General features: G+C 53.9%; 14 protein-coding genes. 10 read left to right on the top strand and 4 right to left on the bottom strand.

All coding sequences use genetic code 11. The features are described from left to right. Window positions 1-413: 413 nt before the first annotated feature. Window positions 414-1,514: a hypothetical protein gene (locus ABLO27_RS10890; protein ID WP_353032815.1), complete on the bottom strand. Its 1,101-nt coding sequence runs from the start codon at window positions 1,512-1,514 to the stop codon at window positions 414-416. Window positions 1,515-1,951: 437 nt separating this feature from the next. Here ABLO27_RS10890 and ABLO27_RS10895 point away from each other — a divergent pair, with 437 nt between their 5' ends. The 3 genes from ABLO27_RS10895 (at window position 1,952) to ABLO27_RS10905 (ending at window position 7,308) form a co-directional block, all read left to right on the top strand. Then, window positions 1,952-4,570, top strand: coding sequence for an FkbM family methyltransferase (locus ABLO27_RS10895; protein WP_353032817.1), 2,619 nt, complete (start codon window positions 1,952-1,954; stop codon window positions 4,568-4,570). Between the two features lie 61 nt (window positions 4,571-4,631). Continuing rightward, window positions 4,632-5,822 (top strand): DUF6716 putative glycosyltransferase, encoded by a 1,191-nt coding sequence (locus tag ABLO27_RS10900; RefSeq protein ID WP_353032819.1) that lies wholly within the window; start codon window positions 4,632-4,634, stop codon window positions 5,820-5,822. A gap of 193 nt (window positions 5,823-6,015) precedes the next feature. After that, entirely contained in the window at window positions 6,016-7,308 is a 1,293-nt protein-coding gene (locus tag ABLO27_RS10905; RefSeq protein ID WP_353032821.1) for an Hsp70 family protein, read from the top strand. Window positions 7,309-7,314: 6 nt separating this feature from the next. On the opposite strand, the gene ABLO27_RS10910 is transcribed toward ABLO27_RS10905, so the two are convergent. From ABLO27_RS10910 to ABLO27_RS10920, 3 genes are all read right to left on the bottom strand, one after another. After that, complete coding sequence (locus ABLO27_RS10910) at window positions 7,315-7,629, bottom strand: DUF1905 domain-containing protein (RefSeq protein WP_353032823.1); 315 nt, start codon at window positions 7,627-7,629, stop codon at window positions 7,315-7,317. 162 nt (window positions 7,630-7,791) lie between these two features. Then, complete coding sequence (locus tag ABLO27_RS10915; protein ID WP_353032825.1) at window positions 7,792-9,198, bottom strand: PepSY-associated TM helix domain-containing protein; 1,407 nt, start codon at window positions 9,196-9,198, stop codon at window positions 7,792-7,794. A gap of 86 nt (window positions 9,199-9,284) precedes the next feature. Beyond that, complete coding sequence (locus ABLO27_RS10920) at window positions 9,285-9,659, bottom strand: DUF2946 family protein (protein ID WP_353032827.1); 375 nt, start codon at window positions 9,657-9,659, stop codon at window positions 9,285-9,287. A 421-nt stretch (window positions 9,660-10,080) separates the two neighbouring features. Between ABLO27_RS10920 and ABLO27_RS10925 the strand changes: the two genes are divergently transcribed. The 7 genes from ABLO27_RS10925 to cobM all read left to right on the top strand — a co-directional run bounded on the left by ABLO27_RS10925 (window position 10,081) and on the right by cobM (window position 16,858). Further along, the gene (locus ABLO27_RS10925; protein ID WP_353032829.1) at window positions 10,081-10,323 is read left to right on the top strand and encodes a DUF6732 family protein; all 243 of its coding nucleotides are present in this window, start codon (window positions 10,081-10,083) and stop codon (window positions 10,321-10,323) included. Further along, the gene (locus ABLO27_RS10930; protein ID WP_353032831.1) at window positions 10,320-11,429 is read left to right on the top strand and encodes a sirohydrochlorin chelatase; all 1,110 of its coding nucleotides are present in this window, start codon (window positions 10,320-10,322) and stop codon (window positions 11,427-11,429) included. The genes ABLO27_RS10925 and ABLO27_RS10930 overlap by 4 nt, the downstream gene beginning before the upstream one ends. A gap of 8 nt (window positions 11,430-11,437) precedes the next feature. Further along, a complete protein-coding gene (locus ABLO27_RS10935; protein ID WP_353032833.1) occupies window positions 11,438-12,094 on the top strand; it encodes a precorrin-8X methylmutase in 657 nt (218 codons plus the stop codon). A 234-nt stretch (window positions 12,095-12,328) separates the two neighbouring features. Then, window positions 12,329-13,528: a precorrin-6y C5,15-methyltransferase (decarboxylating) subunit CbiE gene (cbiE, locus tag ABLO27_RS10940; RefSeq protein WP_353032835.1), complete on the top strand. Its 1,200-nt coding sequence runs from the start codon at window positions 12,329-12,331 to the stop codon at window positions 13,526-13,528. Next, on the top strand, window positions 13,525-14,250 hold the full coding sequence (gene cobI / locus ABLO27_RS10945; protein ID WP_353032837.1) for a precorrin-2 C(20)-methyltransferase: 726 nt from the start codon (window positions 13,525-13,527) through the stop codon (window positions 14,248-14,250). The genes cbiE and cobI overlap by 4 nt, the downstream gene beginning before the upstream one ends. Next, window positions 14,220-16,088, top strand: a complete 1,869-nt coding sequence (gene cobJ / locus ABLO27_RS10950; RefSeq protein WP_353032839.1) for a precorrin-3B C(17)-methyltransferase — start codon at window positions 14,220-14,222, stop codon at window positions 16,086-16,088. The genes cobI and cobJ overlap by 31 nt, the downstream gene beginning before the upstream one ends. After that, window positions 16,085-16,858 carry a precorrin-4 C(11)-methyltransferase gene (gene cobM / locus ABLO27_RS10955; protein ID WP_353032841.1) on the top strand — a complete coding sequence of 258 codons (774 nt, stop codon included), beginning with the start codon at window positions 16,085-16,087 and terminating at the stop codon, window positions 16,856-16,858. Before cobJ ends, cobM begins: the two co-directional genes overlap by 4 nt. Window positions 16,859-16,958: the final 100 nt, after the last annotated feature.

Genomic DNA, 16,958 nt, shown 5'->3' on the forward strand with positions numbered 1-16,958 from the left:
CTCATATTGAAAACACCAACTTCAAACAACGACCTCCTCAAAACTGAGATTGCCTGTTTTATTTGGTCACCAATACGAATCCAATTACAAAACTGTTATGATCTTTCACTAGAAAGTTTAGTTTTTCGGCGTATCTAGCGCTGTTTCCGGGAAGACGAAATTTATGTTTGCGCGTCTAATCACGCGATACTTTCACCCTACAGAATTCCGACCTACCATTTGGCGCCCATTTAGAACGGGGTTTTCAAATTCTGCCCAGCACAGGCATTTGACTGCCCTTGTTTTGCCACGAGAAAATTGCCTAGGGCTACGCCATTGCAAAGGTTTCAACAATTTATTGAAGCCATTTTGCAAATGGCTTTGGCGTTACTGCACCCTTAGAACTTTCTTCCCGAAGGTTGAGCCGGTCTTTGTCAAAAATAGTTTTGTATAAGAACTTCGCGCCTAGTATCACCTATTCTCGGCATCCCACGATGAATTCCGCAAGTGTATCCAATAATAAACGTTCCCCGTTTGGCCAGAACCGGATAAGAATATTCTGCGCTTTGCAGGTCCATCTCCAGATTGCGCGGACTTTTGAGTCCTCTAATCTGTTCGTTGTAGCGGATACACAACCTCTTCATCGGACTTGTTGTCACATGTGTACCTGGCACGTAAGCGAATGGTCCGTCAGCGATATCGTCAACATCGGTCAGATAGAGAAAGCCCTTTGCACACCACCTTTGCGTATCAAGGTGAAGCCCTCGTGTCGCAGGGTTTGTCGCATTAATATATGCATTCAGATGGCGAGGCTGCAGCTCAGTCGACGAGGCTCCATGGTTCAGAGCCTCGATTATTTCACTAGTGGTTAGCTTGGGCTGAACAAACCGTTTGATCGTCGGACAGGCGCGCTCGACATTGACCACTTCGACTATCCCCGAGTCTTCCTCGGGCCTACTGAACACATAACATTTGCCGCTTCTGGCTCGATTATGAAAACCTGTAATTCGAGGTTCCACAGGATGGTCGACAATGAGCTGATCGGTCTCCAAAAACTCCCCGAGCTCGAACTGCTTCCGGGCGACTTTTTCTATCTGGCTCAGTTCATTTTGCGCTCTGTCTATCTGCTCAGCACTAAAGTAGTTATCGACAATGAACACTCCGTGGGCTGCCAGAGCTGCTCTCCCAAGTTCCCAAAGCGAGTTCTGATTGACGTCATTAAGGTCCACACGAAATTGGACGTCCTTTGCGGTTGGGATAATATGGCCAGATACAAAATCTAGGACCGCTTTTACCTTTTCGGCGAGCTTTTCCTGTTGTTCGGCGCACAGCGCGGTTTTTAACCCATCGGTATGTGTCTTTACCAGCCCAACAAACTCGCTGCTTGAGTTTGAGTGACTGGCTAAGGCGTCAAGTTCCTCGATTAGCAACGGTGCCAGGTCTTGTGGCTCGATCGGGGGATTCTGATAAGGCAAATTCATAGAAAGATCCGCTGTGATTTCTGGCCCAAAGCCTAAAATGAGTAGAACTGTCACGATCGCTTATATCCCCAAGTTTAAGCGATGGCCAGATGAATGAAACAAGTCACCACTGAAACGAACCGCACACCAATCATTGACGAATGTCTTGCGATGCTCGAGCTCGATGTATACAAATCAAGCGCAATTGCGTTTCAATGTCGCAACCGCTGCACCATGCCTAGTAATTTCTGGGTCTGGCGTAAGTCTCACGAACCATCGAAAGACTGTTCCAGCAAAGCTGCCAGTGGTTTATCGCAAACAGAAAATCAATCAGATATTGGCCAAACCGGTTCGTGCTCGTGCAAGCTCAGCGTCAGAGCGCGTTTTGGACGTTTCTGTCCACTACCATCGCACAGGCAAGCGGAACATATCCAATTTTCGGAACTGCAGACGCTAGAAATAGTCAGAAAAACTGATAAGACAACCAGATCAAATTGACAGGAATAGTTTGCATGGGCGCTCCCAAAAAATATTCGCGACTTTTGTACAGCACCGGAGGAATTTGTACGGCAATAGGGGTTTCGGCACTTGAGACCATTTCGGAAAACAATGTAGAATATAACGATCATCTGCTGCTTTTTTCCGTAGACGGAAACCCCAAATTCCAGACGCGTTCTGAAGAACAGGCAAGAGCGCTGCATAATTTCGATCAAGTTCATCATCTCGAGAAATTCATTCTAGATGAACGGTTGAACACCATCGATACTAAGGGGTTGGCTGCGAATTTTTCGAACACCAAAATCGATGAAATATTGGTTTTTGCAGAATCAAGTGGTACGCGTTTCGATGCATTAAAAAAAGTTTTCAAGGGTGCCAGAATCACTGTCTATGAAGAAGGCATGCTTGGTTACTGTGGAAAGATGTTTCACAACTCGAAATCCGGTGGATTGGCAACTTCGAGCCGGTTTATCAGCACAAACTATTTCGACAAGCTTTTTCCGCAAGCGTTGAAAGATTTGGATGTACCTGTTCAAAAGATGCATCCGGATATTTTGCGGGACAAGCTCAACAAATCATCTCAATTTAACGAAGCGTTATTAAGCCCCTCACCTAAACCGACGGCCCTTCTCTGTACGGCACCGCTTTGGCGTTTCAATCGAATCACGATTGAGCAAACGACAAAAGCGCATGTTGAGCTTGCGAACATGCTCCTTGAGGCTGGCTTGACCGTCTATTTCAAAGACCATCCCCGTCCGACTTTTAAGCTTTTTGATAGTATACGAGTTCAAGCTACCGAAGACTACGCTCAAAACTTGATCGATGTTACAAATTACTCCAGTATTGCCGAAAGTATCGTAGACAAACTGAAGCCATCAATTACAGTAGGTTTTGGCAGCACAACTCTTTTTAATTCTTATGAGTTATATGGTGTTCCGTCTTTTCGCTACAAAACCGAGCTAATTCCAGCTTCGCTAGGATATGTCGAGCAGCATGTTGTAAATGCCGCCCTCAAGCTCCGCTACATTCCCAGCATCAAAAAGATATCGCAAGTTAACGCCAGAGAAGAGACGCACGATTCCTATCAGTCGCTGGCGAAGGAAATTTTCAAGCAAAACCTAAACCAACGTCAAACGTCCTATGAAGATGAAATCATTCAGCGTGTAGCGAAACGGCTCTCGGTTCAAAAATGGCCAAAGCCAGAAACACCTGCACAAGTTCTCGACTACATCTTTCTTGATGACGAAATGATTATAGAGCGGAACCGAAAAGTACGGAACTTACTTACAGCGAACAAAGACATCAAGGAGACAGCAAGCAAATCGCTAACCAAGAAACTTCCTCTATCCGTTGGAAAACTTTTACTGAATACGCTTGGCGACGTGACCAAACTTCGCCTTGTTACGAAGCAGGAGCACAAAGTGCTTCAAAATGAAAACAAGAATCTAAAGGAAGCAAACGCGGCACTCAAATCCAGTTTAAAAGTGTCGGAAATGGAACTGGCGGAACTGGAGACTGCCAAAAAAGAGCTCGATAGGAGCCACAAGAAAAAGCAAGCAAATCTTGAAACAGAAATCACGGACATTAAGCTACTCAAATCACATCTAAACAACGAGATGAACGTTCTGCAAGGGCGGTTGCTAGAAGCTCGGCAGCACGCTGCAAAAGGGCTTTCTCCAGTGAAATGGCGCTCTTTCCGCTCTGTTCCGGTAATGGACAAAAGTTGGAGTGCGTATGTGAGGAATACAAGTCTTCATGATGCCCTGACTGCAGCAATGCACATGTGCCGAGATATGGATGAGCTATCCCTCAGAACCGCTAAGCTCGTAATGCAGGACGCCTTCCTAGTAAGTTGGGATGAAACGATACAGCAGCACCTGCGCTATGACTCGGATTTCTTAGAAGCTCGTTCTGGTATCGACTTCTCGAAACAGCACAAATTGACTAAGAAAAAACTGGAACAGATTACCCTAGGCGGCTCTGTGAATATGGGCGCCGTGAAGCAGTCACTTGCATATGCTCACGGCTTGCGCGAGTTGCCAGTCCAAATTAGTTCAAAACTTAAGGGCCGAGATTTCATAGATGGAGGAGCTTATGGGGGTGACTCTGCCTTTGCATTTCTGGATTTCGATCCACGTCGTATTTATTGCTTTGAGCCTGCTCTCGATTCCTTTGAGATTCTAAAGTCCAATGTCACTCGTGAAGGGAAGCAAGATCTAATTGCACCGATCCGAAGTGGACTTTCTGACACGAGTGGCAACGCCCAACTGACTCAAAACCTTCGCGCCGGCAATTATATCATCCCCGACAACGAAATCAGCGACGAGATAAACAATGACAGTATTCGCCTCGTTGCCATCGATGAATTTTCAGTCGAACGACAGCTAGATATTGGTCTTATTAAACTAGATGTGGAAGGATACGAGCGTTTAGTGCTTAACGGTGCAACTGCCACGATAAAAAAACATAGACCATTCCTTCTTATTTCCGTGTATCACTCAGCCGAAGATTTTTTGGGCATTAGAGATTGGATCGAAGGCCTTCAACTAAACTACCGATTTCAACTCAGGAAGTTTAGCCCGACACCGGTCATGGAAACCGTACTGATTGCAATTCCTGATACCGATGACTAAAAACTTCCCTCCCTTAAAACTTGACCGACAAGGCCACTCTCAACCTGTTCGAGTAGCCCTCGTGATTGGAGCTGATTCCTATGTCCCGCATGCCGATGCGATTGCATCAACCTTCCGAACTGAAGGCTGGAAACTCGAGTTATTCATAGTTTCAAAGGAGGAAAGACCTGTCGTATCCGAACGTCAGTTGCGTCGTATGGCTCACAGCATCGACGGACTGCAATTGCTTTCCCCACAATTGTTACCCACTGACAAACTGTTTGCTCCTAGCTTCTGGCAACAATTCGAAGCAGCGTTTTTGGGTCTGCACGGAACTTTAGCAAAGAAAGTACTTGATTTGCATAAATGTCAGCAAAGGAGGAACTCAAAGACTCCGTTGACAATTTGCTGCTTTCCCGGGGTTTCCTACTATCTTCAAACCTATGGCCAATGGCTGCGCGCTGGCGCAGACATTGTTTTGTTTAACGAACCCAGGACTTACAAAGATTATAAAAGAATTAATCGAATTTTCTCAAATAAACCTCCTGATAATTCTCTAATTTTCGGCTACCCCACGCTAACCAACCTCGACAAGAAATCAGACAATAACAAGTCAATATTATATATTGATCAAAATATATTGCCAAAAGGATACAAGAACAGAAGAAATCTTACGAGAAAATTATTTGATCTTGCAGAAGCGCGACCAGACGCGACGTTAAGAATTCTTGCTCGCAATAAACCCACAGAGAACTCCAACCATAATGCTCCTGATCGGACGCATATTCAATTCTTAGTGGACGAGGTTCGTCGAACCCGTAAAGAAACCAGTAATATCATTGTTGAATATGGCCCGCCGCGGGAGTACTTGCCTGAAGCCTCGTTATGCATAGGGATTACATCGACAATATTGCTCCATTCCATGTATCTAGGCATTCCAACTGTACCTTTGCGTATCAAAGGTGTCCGAGGTGAGTTTAATGGATTTAATCTCTTCCAAAAAAGCCCTATGGCGATGGCGATCGACGATCTTATTTCGCTAAAATCTATCCCCGCTCTAGATCATGCTTGGACGTGTGAGAACATTCTTGCGACAGACGAAATAGCGAAGGCTCAATTGCGAAAATTCATAATTTGCAATCTTGAACGCCGCAAAACGAAATCAGATACTTATTTGATTTACGACCTATTCCCCCATTTAACGAAGTTGGCATTTTCTCTAGTCGACTTTATTCTCCACTTTAGAATTGGCATTCGAAGTTTTCGCGCATAATCACTCATCCTAATGCTATCTGTCAGTGACAGCGCCTTCAGACAAAACCGATTTTCAAGCTCAGCCTCGTTTGCATTCGCCTTAACTTCAGACTAATCATTCCGGTTCTCGGCCTCCAAGATTGCCCCAAGGCCCGTGGCTGTATCGACAAGTTTCCGACTTGCAAACTGCTATACCAAGAAAAGTTTCTTTCATGCCCCAAACAATCGGCCTTGATTTTGGCACCTCCAATACCGTGGCGGTTTCGGCGGACAGCGACTTTGCGACACAGCCGATTTCCTTCGGCGACAGCAGCGATGCCTTCACATCACTGGCTACGGTTCTGAGCTTTCTCGACCGTGGGGCGGCAAGGGCGTTGAATGCTGAGGCGGGACCCTGGGCGATCAAGCAGTTTCTGGAAAGCTATGGCGATGTACGGTTTATCCAGTCGCTGAAGACATTTGCTGCAAGTCCCGTGTTCAAGGGCACCGGCGTCTTCGGAGTCCGGTTTGAATTTGAAGACCTGATGGCCACCTTTCTGGAATGCGCGTTCGAGCGCGCCGGAGCGGCATTCGATCCGTCTTCGACGCGGCTAACCGTTGGCCGGCCGGTGGAATTCGCAGGTTACAATCCGGATGAAGCGCTGGCGATGGAGCGGTACCGCAAGGCATTTCAGAAGGTCGGTTTCAAGGACATCCTGTTTGTGATGGAACCGGTCGGCGCCGCCTTCTCCTACGCCCAGTCTCTGGAGAAGGACACCACAATACTGGTGGCGGACCTTGGTGGTGGCACCACCGACTATTCCATCATGCGGTTCGAGATGGCGGCAGGTCATCTGAAGGCGACACCGCTCGGTCGTGGCGGAATCGGCATCGCCGGGGACACTTTCGATTATCGCATCATTGACAATGTCATCCTGCCGAAACTCGGTAAGGGCTCGACCTACAGGAGCATGGGCAAGGTGCTGGAAATCCCGCCCAACCTGTTCTCCAATTTCGCCCGCTGGCACATGCTCTCGATCTTCAAGACCTCTGACGACTACAAGGAAATGAAGAAGCTGCTGCGCTGGTGTGTGGAACCGGAGAAGATCGAGCTGTTCATCGATCTTGTCGATGAAGACCAGGGGTATCCGCTTTACAAGTCCGTCTCGGAAACCAAGGCACTCCTGTCATCCGAAGAGGAGGCAGAGTTTTCCTTTGCGCCCCTGGGGCCAGACTTCAAGGCAAGTGTCTCCCGGAAGAACTTCGAAAACTGGATCGCACCCGATCTTGCCAAAATGGACAAGGCACTCGATGCCACCCTCGCGAAGGCCGGCCTGAGCGAAGATGATATTGACCGGGTGTTCATGACCGGGGGCACCTCCTTTGTACCCGCAGTCCGCCGACAATTTGCCAATCGGTTCGGGCAGGAGCGGATATCCGGCGGCAACGAGCTGACCTCGGTCGCCAACGGCCTGGCCCTGATTGGCGCCCGTGAAGATGCAGGCGATTGGGCAATCGCGGCCTAATTCCTGTTAAAATCCAGGCGGTGTCAGAAGTCTTACAACGACTTCGGCCTTGTCTCCGGCAGATATCTTCTCCGCCTTTCGGACCGCAGCCTTGACCGGCAGCAAAAAAGAACCGGAAGCCTTGTCCGGCCAGATTGTCGTGTCCCAGCTCGATGAACCGATACTGGCCTTCACCTTTATCATGCCCCAGGCCCGGCCTTTCCTGCTGCCGGTGTAAAACCGGATCTGGTCGGCGCAGTCCTGCGGCAGTGTGATGAAGGTCCAGCCTCCCGGTCCGGGCGAGAGCCACAGCTCTCCGGAAAATTCCATTTGATCAAGCACTGCGTTGCCTACGTTTCATGGAACTGCGTAACTGCAGCGCCTTGCGGCAGGTCATTCCAGAAAACAGTCAGCACAGTCAACCGGTCAGACCTCGGTTCCAAAGGCTGCTGTCATATCCTGATACTGGAAATGCCGGGCGCTGATGCAGCGCCCGGACAAGATTTAGCCAAACGCTTTGCGGAGAGCGGGCACGCGTTTGACGAGGATGTAGTCGAGTGCCAGTACGGTCAGCAGGGTAATGCCGACAAGCGGAAAGGCCAGCGACAGGAACAGCATCAGGATCATCGCACCGCGCCAATGCGGCAGGTCATCCGGCGTCTTTGGAGCAAATACGCGCAATGCAGCCCCCTTTGGCCGCCGGAGCCACCACATCGCAACGCCGCTGACACACAGGAAGATCACCGACAGGCAGACAATCGTGTTCAAGATGAAATTCCACAAGCCGATCAGCCCCATATGCAGCGGAATGCCAACTGCCATGGCCTTGCCGGCCAGCGAGTAATCCGCAAATGCGACATTCGCCAACACCCTGCCCGTGTATTGGTCCACATGAACCGTCCGGTCCGAGAATGGATCCTCGGCATCAGCACTCATCGTGTCCTGATTGATCGTCCAGACACCTGTCGCACCATTCGGATAGGCTACACGGTAGCGGGCGTTGAACCCGATCGCATCGGCAAGCTTCGCAACACTGTCAATGGTGACCGGAACACCGGGGGCAATCCCGATCACGCCGGCCTCAGACCCGGAAGCGGGCATTGGCGTCTGTTCAATGGCCCAGGGCACTTCCCCGACGGGTCCGTGATTCATTGAAGCATGGGTTTCGTCGGAAAGTGGCACATTGTTCCATTTTTCAGCGGGAAATGTGTTCCAAGCCTGAACCAGCTTGCTGCCCCAGACACCCGTCCAGGCCATGCCCGAAATCAGGAAAAGCAACAGGATCACCGACAGATAAACACCGACATTGGCGTGCAATGTTTTCCAAAGCGCCCTGCCCTTCTCGCTCAAATCCGGTACCAGAGCACGCAGCAAAGAGCGATCTCTCGGCCACCAGAGATAAATACCGGTAACGATCAGGACGATTGCCAGGCCAGCAGCGATTTCCAACAAGCGGTCGCCTGTCGTGCCAAGCATGAGATCGCTGTGAATGCCATCGGCAAAGTCGTACCAGCCTTGACGCCGTTCCCAGCTCTCAACCACTTCACCAGTATAGGGATCGACCGCGACCATGGTCTGGACACCATCGGCCTTGACCCGGAATACGGATACATTGTCGTCGGCCCTGCCCTTGAGCCATTCGACGATCTTTCCGTCCGGCCGGCTTGCAAGAGCCACCTCTGCTTGCGCCGACACACTCAGCGCAGGCGCTCCCGGAGGAACAGGAACGGTGACCTTTTCACCGTCTCGACCATCAAAATATCCGATATACATCATGATCATGCCAGTCACGGCCAGAATCATCAGAAACGGAATGACAAACAGTCCGGCATAAAAATGCCAACGCCAGGCCGCCAGGTAAAAGCGGCTGGCAGTGGACGCACCTATGGCGCCCTGAGAAGTATTGCTCATGGGATCTCCTCACCGGAACAGCCGCAAAGGTTCGATGCCGCGGGCAGGTCCGGTCTCAATTGAATTTCAAAAAGAAAGCGGGAAGATCAGACCCCATGAGGTGGCGCACGTGCGCCGTTTTGACCGTGAACGGCGGCCTGCCGCCACGCAATTGTCTGTAGAACAGGCTGTTGTTGCGCGGGAAGGTCCGGAAGAGCGACTTCAGGCTGCTTGCCCGAATCCAGGAACGCTCCGACACCAGCGAACACACAGTGTTCCATCGTGCCGGTTTCCGGCTCCTCATCGGAACCTGGCGGAACCTCAACGCCGTTGGCATCAAGCGTAACGGTTCGCAGGCCTTCGGTCGTACACAACGTGACCGTAAAGCCACCCTCGGCCTGAACCGAAGGCATGAAGCCCTGGGGCACAAGCGCGTTGAAGACAAACGGCAGGAACAGCAGCGCAAAGACTGCTGATTTCACATCCGGAAATTTTAGCCGGAATTGTTTCAAGTTCCTGTTGCCCCCGATTCAGAACCGCAGATCCTTAAGACAAATTCGGATCAAAGACAAACGCGCGCATGACAGCTGTGCCAATGCTGCAAATTCCGATGCCCTGGCGCTGTGCTGCTGGATGTGTCTGATTGTACCAAAGGATGTCGCTTTCGTGCTTGATCCACCCCGAGGCCTCCCCTAATGTGCCGCGATCCGACGGCGTCCTTCTAGGGACTGAAAGCGATTCTGGATGCGGTTGACCCAAATAGGGGACCAATGCCGGAGCTGTCCAAGACACTTGCAAGAGCGTGGCTTAGTGCCCGCTTGAATGTTTCTGTCTGCTTTCATCTCCTTCAATGTGCCGACAACACAAATCGCCTTTTCGGCGCCTGTTATCCTGGGGAGATACATGACCCAACGCACTATTCTTGCCGGCCTTGCCGCCGCCATCCTGCCCACTTCGGCCTTCGCACATGGCGGTCACCTTGGCGAACTTGCCGGGCACTCCCATTGGGTCGGCGTTGCTGCCCTGGCTGGTGCGGCGCTCGTTGCCGGTCTTGTAGCTCTTAAAGGGCGCAAGCAGAAAGACGCCGAAGACGCGCAGGACATTCAGGGCGAAGACGAAGAAACAACCGGGGAAGTCTCTCAATGAGTGAAAAACTCGGCTTGATGATTTGCGGCCATGGCAGCCGCAACAAGGGCGCGGTCAAGCAATTCGCTCAGTTGGCGGAAGGTCTGAAAGCCCGGTTTCCGGACTGGCCAGTGGAATACGGCTACCTGGAATTTGCCAATCCTGTCATCCATGACGGCCTGAACAAACTGCGGGAACAAGGCTGCACACATGTTCTTGCGGTTCCTGGAATGCTGTTTGCTGCCGGTCACGCGAAGAACGACATCCCCTCGGTTCTGAACACCTACCAGGCAATGCATCCGGAGATGAAAATCTCATACGGCCGTGAACTGGCCGTGGACACGCGCATGGTCAAAGCGGCAGCTGCCCGCATCCAGCAAGCGATCGATGCATCCGATAGCGACGTCCCGCTTCATGAAACCCTGCTGATGGTCGTCGGGCGGGGCGCTTCCGATCCGGATGCCAATTCCAACGTCGCCAAGATTACCCGGCTTCTTTGGGAAGGCTTCGGTTTCGGCTGGGCGGAGACCTGCTACTCCGGCGTCACATTTCCACTCGTCGGACCCGGCCTGGAGCACGCCGCCAGGCTTGGCTACAAGCGTGTCATCGTCTTCCCGTATTTCCTCTTCACCGGGGTACTGGTGCAGCGCATCTACGGGACAACGGACGAAGTTGCCGTCAGGCATCCTGATATCGAGTTTCTCAAGGCGGATTATCTCAACGATCATCCCCACGTGATCGATACGATGGCTGACCGCGTCCAGGAAATCCTGGAAGGTGCAAACCTGATGAACTGCCAGATGTGCAAGTACCGCGAACAGGTGCTTGGCTTCGAAGCGGAAATCGGTCTTGCCCAGGAAAGCCACCACCATCATGTGGAAGGTCTTGGGGCCGAAGCGGAGTGCAAACTGTGCGAGGAGTTCTGCAGCGGCGCCTGCGAGCAACAGGTGCAGGCAGGTGGTCATCATCACCATCACGGGCATGGCCACCACCGCCACGATCATCACCATCATGATGGCGACCATGAGCACGGTCATTCACACGACGATGATCACGGCCATCACCACCATCCCTATCCGCATGCGGATCACCCGCACGGACCGAAGTCGCTGGTCCGCGAAAGGTAACAGAAAACGTGTCAACCGATACCGCCCCATCCTACAGCTACGAGAAAGATCCTTCGGCGATTTACCGCCAGTCCTTTTCCATCGTGCGAGAAGAAGCGGATCTTTCTCATATGCCGGAAGGGTTGCGGCCCGTCGCCATTCGTCTGATCCATTCCTGCGGCATGACCGATCTGCCGCAGGACCTGGCCTGGTCGGAGGATTTGGCCGAGGCCGCACAGCGTGCGTTTGCAGCACAGTCTCCTGTTTTCTGCGATGTGGAAATGGTGGCTCACGGAATCATTTCTTCGCGTTTGCCCGAAAACACCGAGGTCATCTGCACCTTGAACGATGCGTCGGTGCCTGACCTTGCACGCAAGCTCGGCACGACACGGTCGGCAGCGGCCATCGATCTGTGGCGCGATCGTCTAGAAGGTGCGGTGGTCGCGATCGGAAATGCGCCAACGGCACTGTTCCACTTGCTTGAATTGATTGCCTCAGGAGGACCGAAGCCTGCGCTGATCCTCGGATTTCCGGTCGGATTTGTCGGAGCGGCGGAATCGAAAGACGCACTCATTGCAAATCCCTTCGATGTGCCGTATCTCGCCGTCAAAGGACGTCGGGGTGGTTCGGCCATGGCAGCTGCTGCCGTCAATGCGCTCGCAGCCGGTTTGCCGGAGGAACGATGACATGCCGGAAGGCTTCAAAAGCAAGGGGTTGAAGTCTGTCTCGAGCGCTAATCCGCTGCGCTCGAGAGGCTTCCTGTCCCGGCCTGGCGGTCAGGCTGTTGCATCAGAAACGGACGGCGACGAGAAAAAGCATCATCGATCGCGCGGTGCACGGCAAGCCAGCGTTTCAAACGATGGAAAACCGTCAGACCTTTCCGTGAAACCTACTATCAAGCCATACACGCTGGAGGACGAATGACCTCCCCCTGGCTCACATTGGTCGGGATCGGCGAAGACGGTGTTCTGGCACCTGGCGGCGCAGAGGCACTCGGACACGCTGACATCATTTATGGTGGAGCCCGGCACCTCGAACTTGCCGGCTCCATTCAGGCGGAAAAGCGAACCTGGCCTTCGCCGTTTTCTTCGGTATTTGACGATTTCGCCAACCTTAGGGACCGGAGAGTTGCGATCCTTGCGACCGGTGATCCGATGTGGTTCGGCATCGGCTCATCGCTGTTGAAACGCTTTGGCGCCGACGAAATGACGATCCTGCCGTCGCTTTCGGCATTCCAGCTTGCTGCCTCCCGCATGGGCTGGGCTGTGCAGGAAACCGAATGCCTTTCGGTTCACGGACGGCCTGTGGACCTCTTGCGTTGCGCGCTCTATCCCGGCGCCCGTCTGATCGTTTTGACCAGCGGAGCCGACACGCCCCAACAAGTGGCCGACCTTCTGGCTGACGAGGGTTACGGCCAGACCAGGATGGACGTTCTGGAACATATTGGCGGCGAAAGGGAACGGCGCGTCACTGGGATTGCCGAAACCTGGTGCTTCGATGTCGTCGGTTTTCACACTCTCTGCCTTGAGGTCGTCGCCGATCCTGGCCTCAGGCTTCGCGGGCGAACACCTGGTCTCCCAGATGACGCTTTTCGCCATGACGGTAAAATGACCAAGCAGGACATTCGCGCCGTCACGTTGGCGGAGCTGAAACCATACCCCGGTGCTCTGCTTTGGGATATCGGTGCGGGCTGCGGTTCGGTCGCCATCGAATGGCTGCGGGCGGCGAACCGCACTCGAGCGATCGGCCTGGAACCCCATTCTGAGCGAAGGCAGATGGCCGCGGAAAATGCCGTTGCTCTCGGCGTACCGCATCTGGAGCTCAAGAATGCCATGGCGCCGGATGGTCTAGAAGGTCTTCCGCAGCCGGACGCCATCTTCATTGGTGGTGGGTTGACGGTTTCAGGCATCGTCGATGCCGCATTGAATGCCCTCCCCACCGGCGGAAGGCTGGTAGCTAATGCCGTGACGCTGGAAAGCGAAGCAGTACTTCTGGCCGCATACCAGGCGCTTGGGGGAACCTTGAAAAAACTGTCGGTACATCGCGCAAGCGCAGTCGGTGGATTAACCGGTTGGCGTCCGCTCATGCCGGTGACCCAGTGGAGTTACACCAGATCATGAGCGGAACCCTCTACGGCATTGGTCTTGGTCCGGGAGATCCGGAGCTGATGACCCTGAAAGCGCACCGGTTGATCTCCTCCGCCGAAGTGATTGCCTATCCTGCTCCCGATTCCGGCGAGAGCTTTGCCCGCTCGATCGCGTCTGCCTCGATACCGGCAGATGCTCGCGAAATTCCGATCATCGTGCCGATGCGCGTCGACCGGTTTCCGGCGCAGGAAATCTATGACAAGGCGGCGGGAGAAATCGCCGAGGTGCTGGCTTCAGGACAGGATGTCGTGACCCTCTGCGAAGGGGATCCGTTCTTCTACGGCTCCTTCATGTATCTGTTTGAACGCCTCTCCGACCGCTTTGACATTGAAATCGTACCAGGCGTCACATCCCTGACAGCGTGCGCTGCACAGCTTCAGCGGCCGCTGACATCGAGAAATGACGTGCTGACCGTCATTCCGGGCCCCTTGCCGGATGAAGACATCCGGCAAAAAATCAATGAAGCCCAGGCTGTCGCCATCATGAAGGTCGGTCGGCACCTGGCACGTCTCAAGGCGTTGCTTGGCGACATGAACCTGTTGGACAGAGCAGGTTATGTGGAACGCGCCAGCCTCTCTGAACAAAAGGTTCATCGTCTCATCGACCTCGAGACGGACACCGCCCCCTATTTTTCCATGATCCTCATCTACAAGGGAGAAGAAGCGTGGACGCTTCCCCCATCCTACTCGTCCTGAATCAGGCCGGCCTCGACACGGCTGAAGACGTCGCGAAACGCTTTTCGACCGCTCGAATTCACGGGCTTGCCGGCCGCGTTCCGACGGCGGACACCCAGTTCAACGAAACGCTGGAGCATATCCAGCTGCTCTTCAAGGCCGGGCATCCGATCATCGGCTTTTGTGCCAGCGGCATCCTGATCCGGGCACTTGCGCCGATCCTGTCGGACAAGCGCAATGAGCCGCCGGTGATTGCCGTTTCCGAGGACGGCTCAAGCATCGTTCCGCTGCTGGGTGGCCATCGGGGCGCCAATGAGCTTGCCCGCATTCTTGCCAAGTCGCTCGGAGGTCATCCGGCGATCACCACCGCCGGTGACACCAAGCTGGGCATCGCGCTCGACGTTCCGCCGAAGGGGTGGCGACTGTCCAACCCGGAAGATGCGAAGCCGGTGATGGCAGAACTCCTCTCGGGAGCCTCGGTACGCCTGGAAGGATCTGCTGACTGGCTTGCCGACGCCAAGCTGGACGAGGCAGACGACGCCGCGATAGCGCTTGTTGCAACCGAAAAGCCGGTTGCCGGCAGCCCGACACAACTGGTCTACCACCCGCAGAAGTTTGCCGTTGGTGTGGGATGCGCCCGCCACTGCGACCCCCAGGAACTCATTGAACTGGTTGAAGCCAACCTGACCGAAGCAGGCATTGCCAAGGGAGCCGTCGCCTGTGTCGCCAGCATTGACCTGAAGGCTGACGAAGAGGCGATGAACATTCTGGCCGAGCACCTGGGCGTGCCGCTGCGCCTTTTCTCTGCTGAAGAATTGCAACGTGAAACCCCGCGCCTGAAAAACCCCTCCAACGTGGTCTTTGCCGAAGTCGGCTGCCACGGGGTGTCCGAAGGCGCCGCACTTGCCGCTGCCGGAGCTTTCAGCGCGCTGACCGTTGAAAAGCAGAAAACGGAAAATGCGACCTGCGCCATTGCCCGCTCGCCGCAACCGATCGAGCCGGAAGCTGTCGGTCGGGCCCGGGGTCATCTTTCCGTGATCGGGATCGGTCCCGGCAAGGATGACTGGCGCACGCCGGAGGCCACAAGGCTTTTGTCTGAAGCTTCCGATGTGGTTGGCTATTCGCTTTATCTCGACATTGTCGAAAAGCACATCACCGGCAAGACGCACCACAACTTCCCGCTCGGCGCGGAAGAAGACCGGGTCCGGTTTGCGCTGGAGGAGGCCGGCAAGGGCAAGAACGTTGCCTTGATCTCTTCCGGAGATGCCGGAATTTACGCAATGGGCTCGCTCGTCTACGAACTTTTGCACCGTAACGCGGAATATGGCGGCGTGTCGGATGCGGCCAAGCGGGTCAGCGTTACCAATGCGCCCGGCATCACTGCGCTGCAGGCCTGTTCCGCGCGCATCGGTGCCCCGATCGGCCATGACTTCTGCGCGATCTCCCTCTCGGATCTGCTGACACCCTGGGAGGCGATCGAGAAGCGACTGCATGCGGCGGCTGAAGGCGACTTCGTGATCGCCTTCTACAATCCGGTTTCCAAACGCCGCCGGACACAGCTTGCTGCAGCGAAGGACATTCTCCTGCAGCACCGCCCTGCGACCACACCCGTCATTCTTGGTGTCAATCTCGGCCGGCCGGAAGAAACCGTGCGTGTGACCACGCTTGAAGCTCTCAGCGTGGATGACGTCGACATGCTCACCACCGTGATGGTCGGCTCTTCCAACACGAGAGCGATCATGAAGGGTGACGGCAAGATCTTCGTCTACACCCCGCGGGGCTATGCCAAGCGTATCGACGCACCAAAGGCAGAGCAGGCTCAAACGAACACTCCAGAACTGGAAGAGCAAAAGGCATGACCGTACATTTCATTGGCGCAGGCCCAGGAGACCCGGATCTCATCACCGTTCGCGGCCTGCGGCTGATCCAGTCCTGCCCCGTCTGCCTCTATGCAGGTTCGCTGGTACCGGAACAGATAGTTGCAGCGGCACCGGAAGGTGCTCGCGTGATCGACACCGCTCCGATGACGCTGGACGAAATCATCGATGAGATCAAAGAAGCCCATGACAAGGGCCTCAACGTTGCCCGTGTCCATTCAGGCGATCCTTCCATTTATGGAGCGACCGCGGAACAGATGCGCCGGCTGGACGCACTTGACATCGACTATGACGTCACGCCGGGCGTGCCCGCTTTTGCGGCAGCTGCAGCGGCTCTGAAGACCGAACTCACGATCCCCGAAGTTGCCCAGACCATCATCGTCACCCGCACGGCGATGCAGTCTTCGGCGATGCCCAACAACGAGGATCTCGACACTCTGGGCAAGAGCGGCGCAACGCTGGCAATTCATCTTTCTGTCCGCAACGTCCGCGAGATCGAACGCCAGCTTACGCCGCACTACGGTCCGGATTGCCCGGTGATCGTCGCCTACCGGGTTGGTTGGCCGGATGAGGCGTTTATCCATGCCACGCTTTCAACACTTGCTGAAAAGATCCGCGCCTCGAAAATCACGCGAACGGCTCTGATCTTTGTCGGCCACGCCCTGAATGCGGGTGATGACTTCCGCGACAGCGCGCTCTATGACGCCGATCACGTGCACGTATTGAGACCGAAGAAGAAAGCCAAGGCCTGACAGAGAGCACCACTTAACTTGCGCTTCCCGGGTGTCTGTGACTACCCTCCTCAGGTGGTATTGTTGTGTCGTCTGCCCTGAAGCAGACGGCTAACAGTCG

Source organism: Roseibium sp. SCP15 (assembly GCF_040329435.1).
Taxonomy (GTDB): domain Bacteria; phylum Pseudomonadota; class Alphaproteobacteria; order Rhizobiales; family Stappiaceae; genus Roseibium.

Coding starts and splice junctions, on each gene's coding strand:
- ABLO27_RS10895 (WP_353032817.1), top strand. CDS start 1,952: ATGGGCGCTCCCAAAAAATATTCGCGACTTTTGTACAGCACCGGAGGA.
- ABLO27_RS10905 (WP_353032821.1), top strand. CDS start 6,016: ATGCCCCAAACAATCGGCCTTGATTTTGGCACCTCCAATACCGTGGCG.
- ABLO27_RS10915 (WP_353032825.1), bottom strand. CDS start 9,198: ATGAGCAATACTTCTCAGGGCGCCATAGGTGCGTCCACTGCCAGCCGC.
- ABLO27_RS10925 (WP_353032829.1), top strand. CDS start 10,081: ATGACCCAACGCACTATTCTTGCCGGCCTTGCCGCCGCCATCCTGCCC.
- ABLO27_RS10930 (WP_353032831.1), top strand. CDS start 10,320: ATGAGTGAAAAACTCGGCTTGATGATTTGCGGCCATGGCAGCCGCAAC.
- cbiE (WP_353032835.1), top strand. CDS start 12,329: ATGACCTCCCCCTGGCTCACATTGGTCGGGATCGGCGAAGACGGTGTT.
- cobI (WP_353032837.1), top strand. CDS start 13,525: ATGAGCGGAACCCTCTACGGCATTGGTCTTGGTCCGGGAGATCCGGAG.
- cobM (WP_353032841.1), top strand. CDS start 16,085: ATGACCGTACATTTCATTGGCGCAGGCCCAGGAGACCCGGATCTCATC.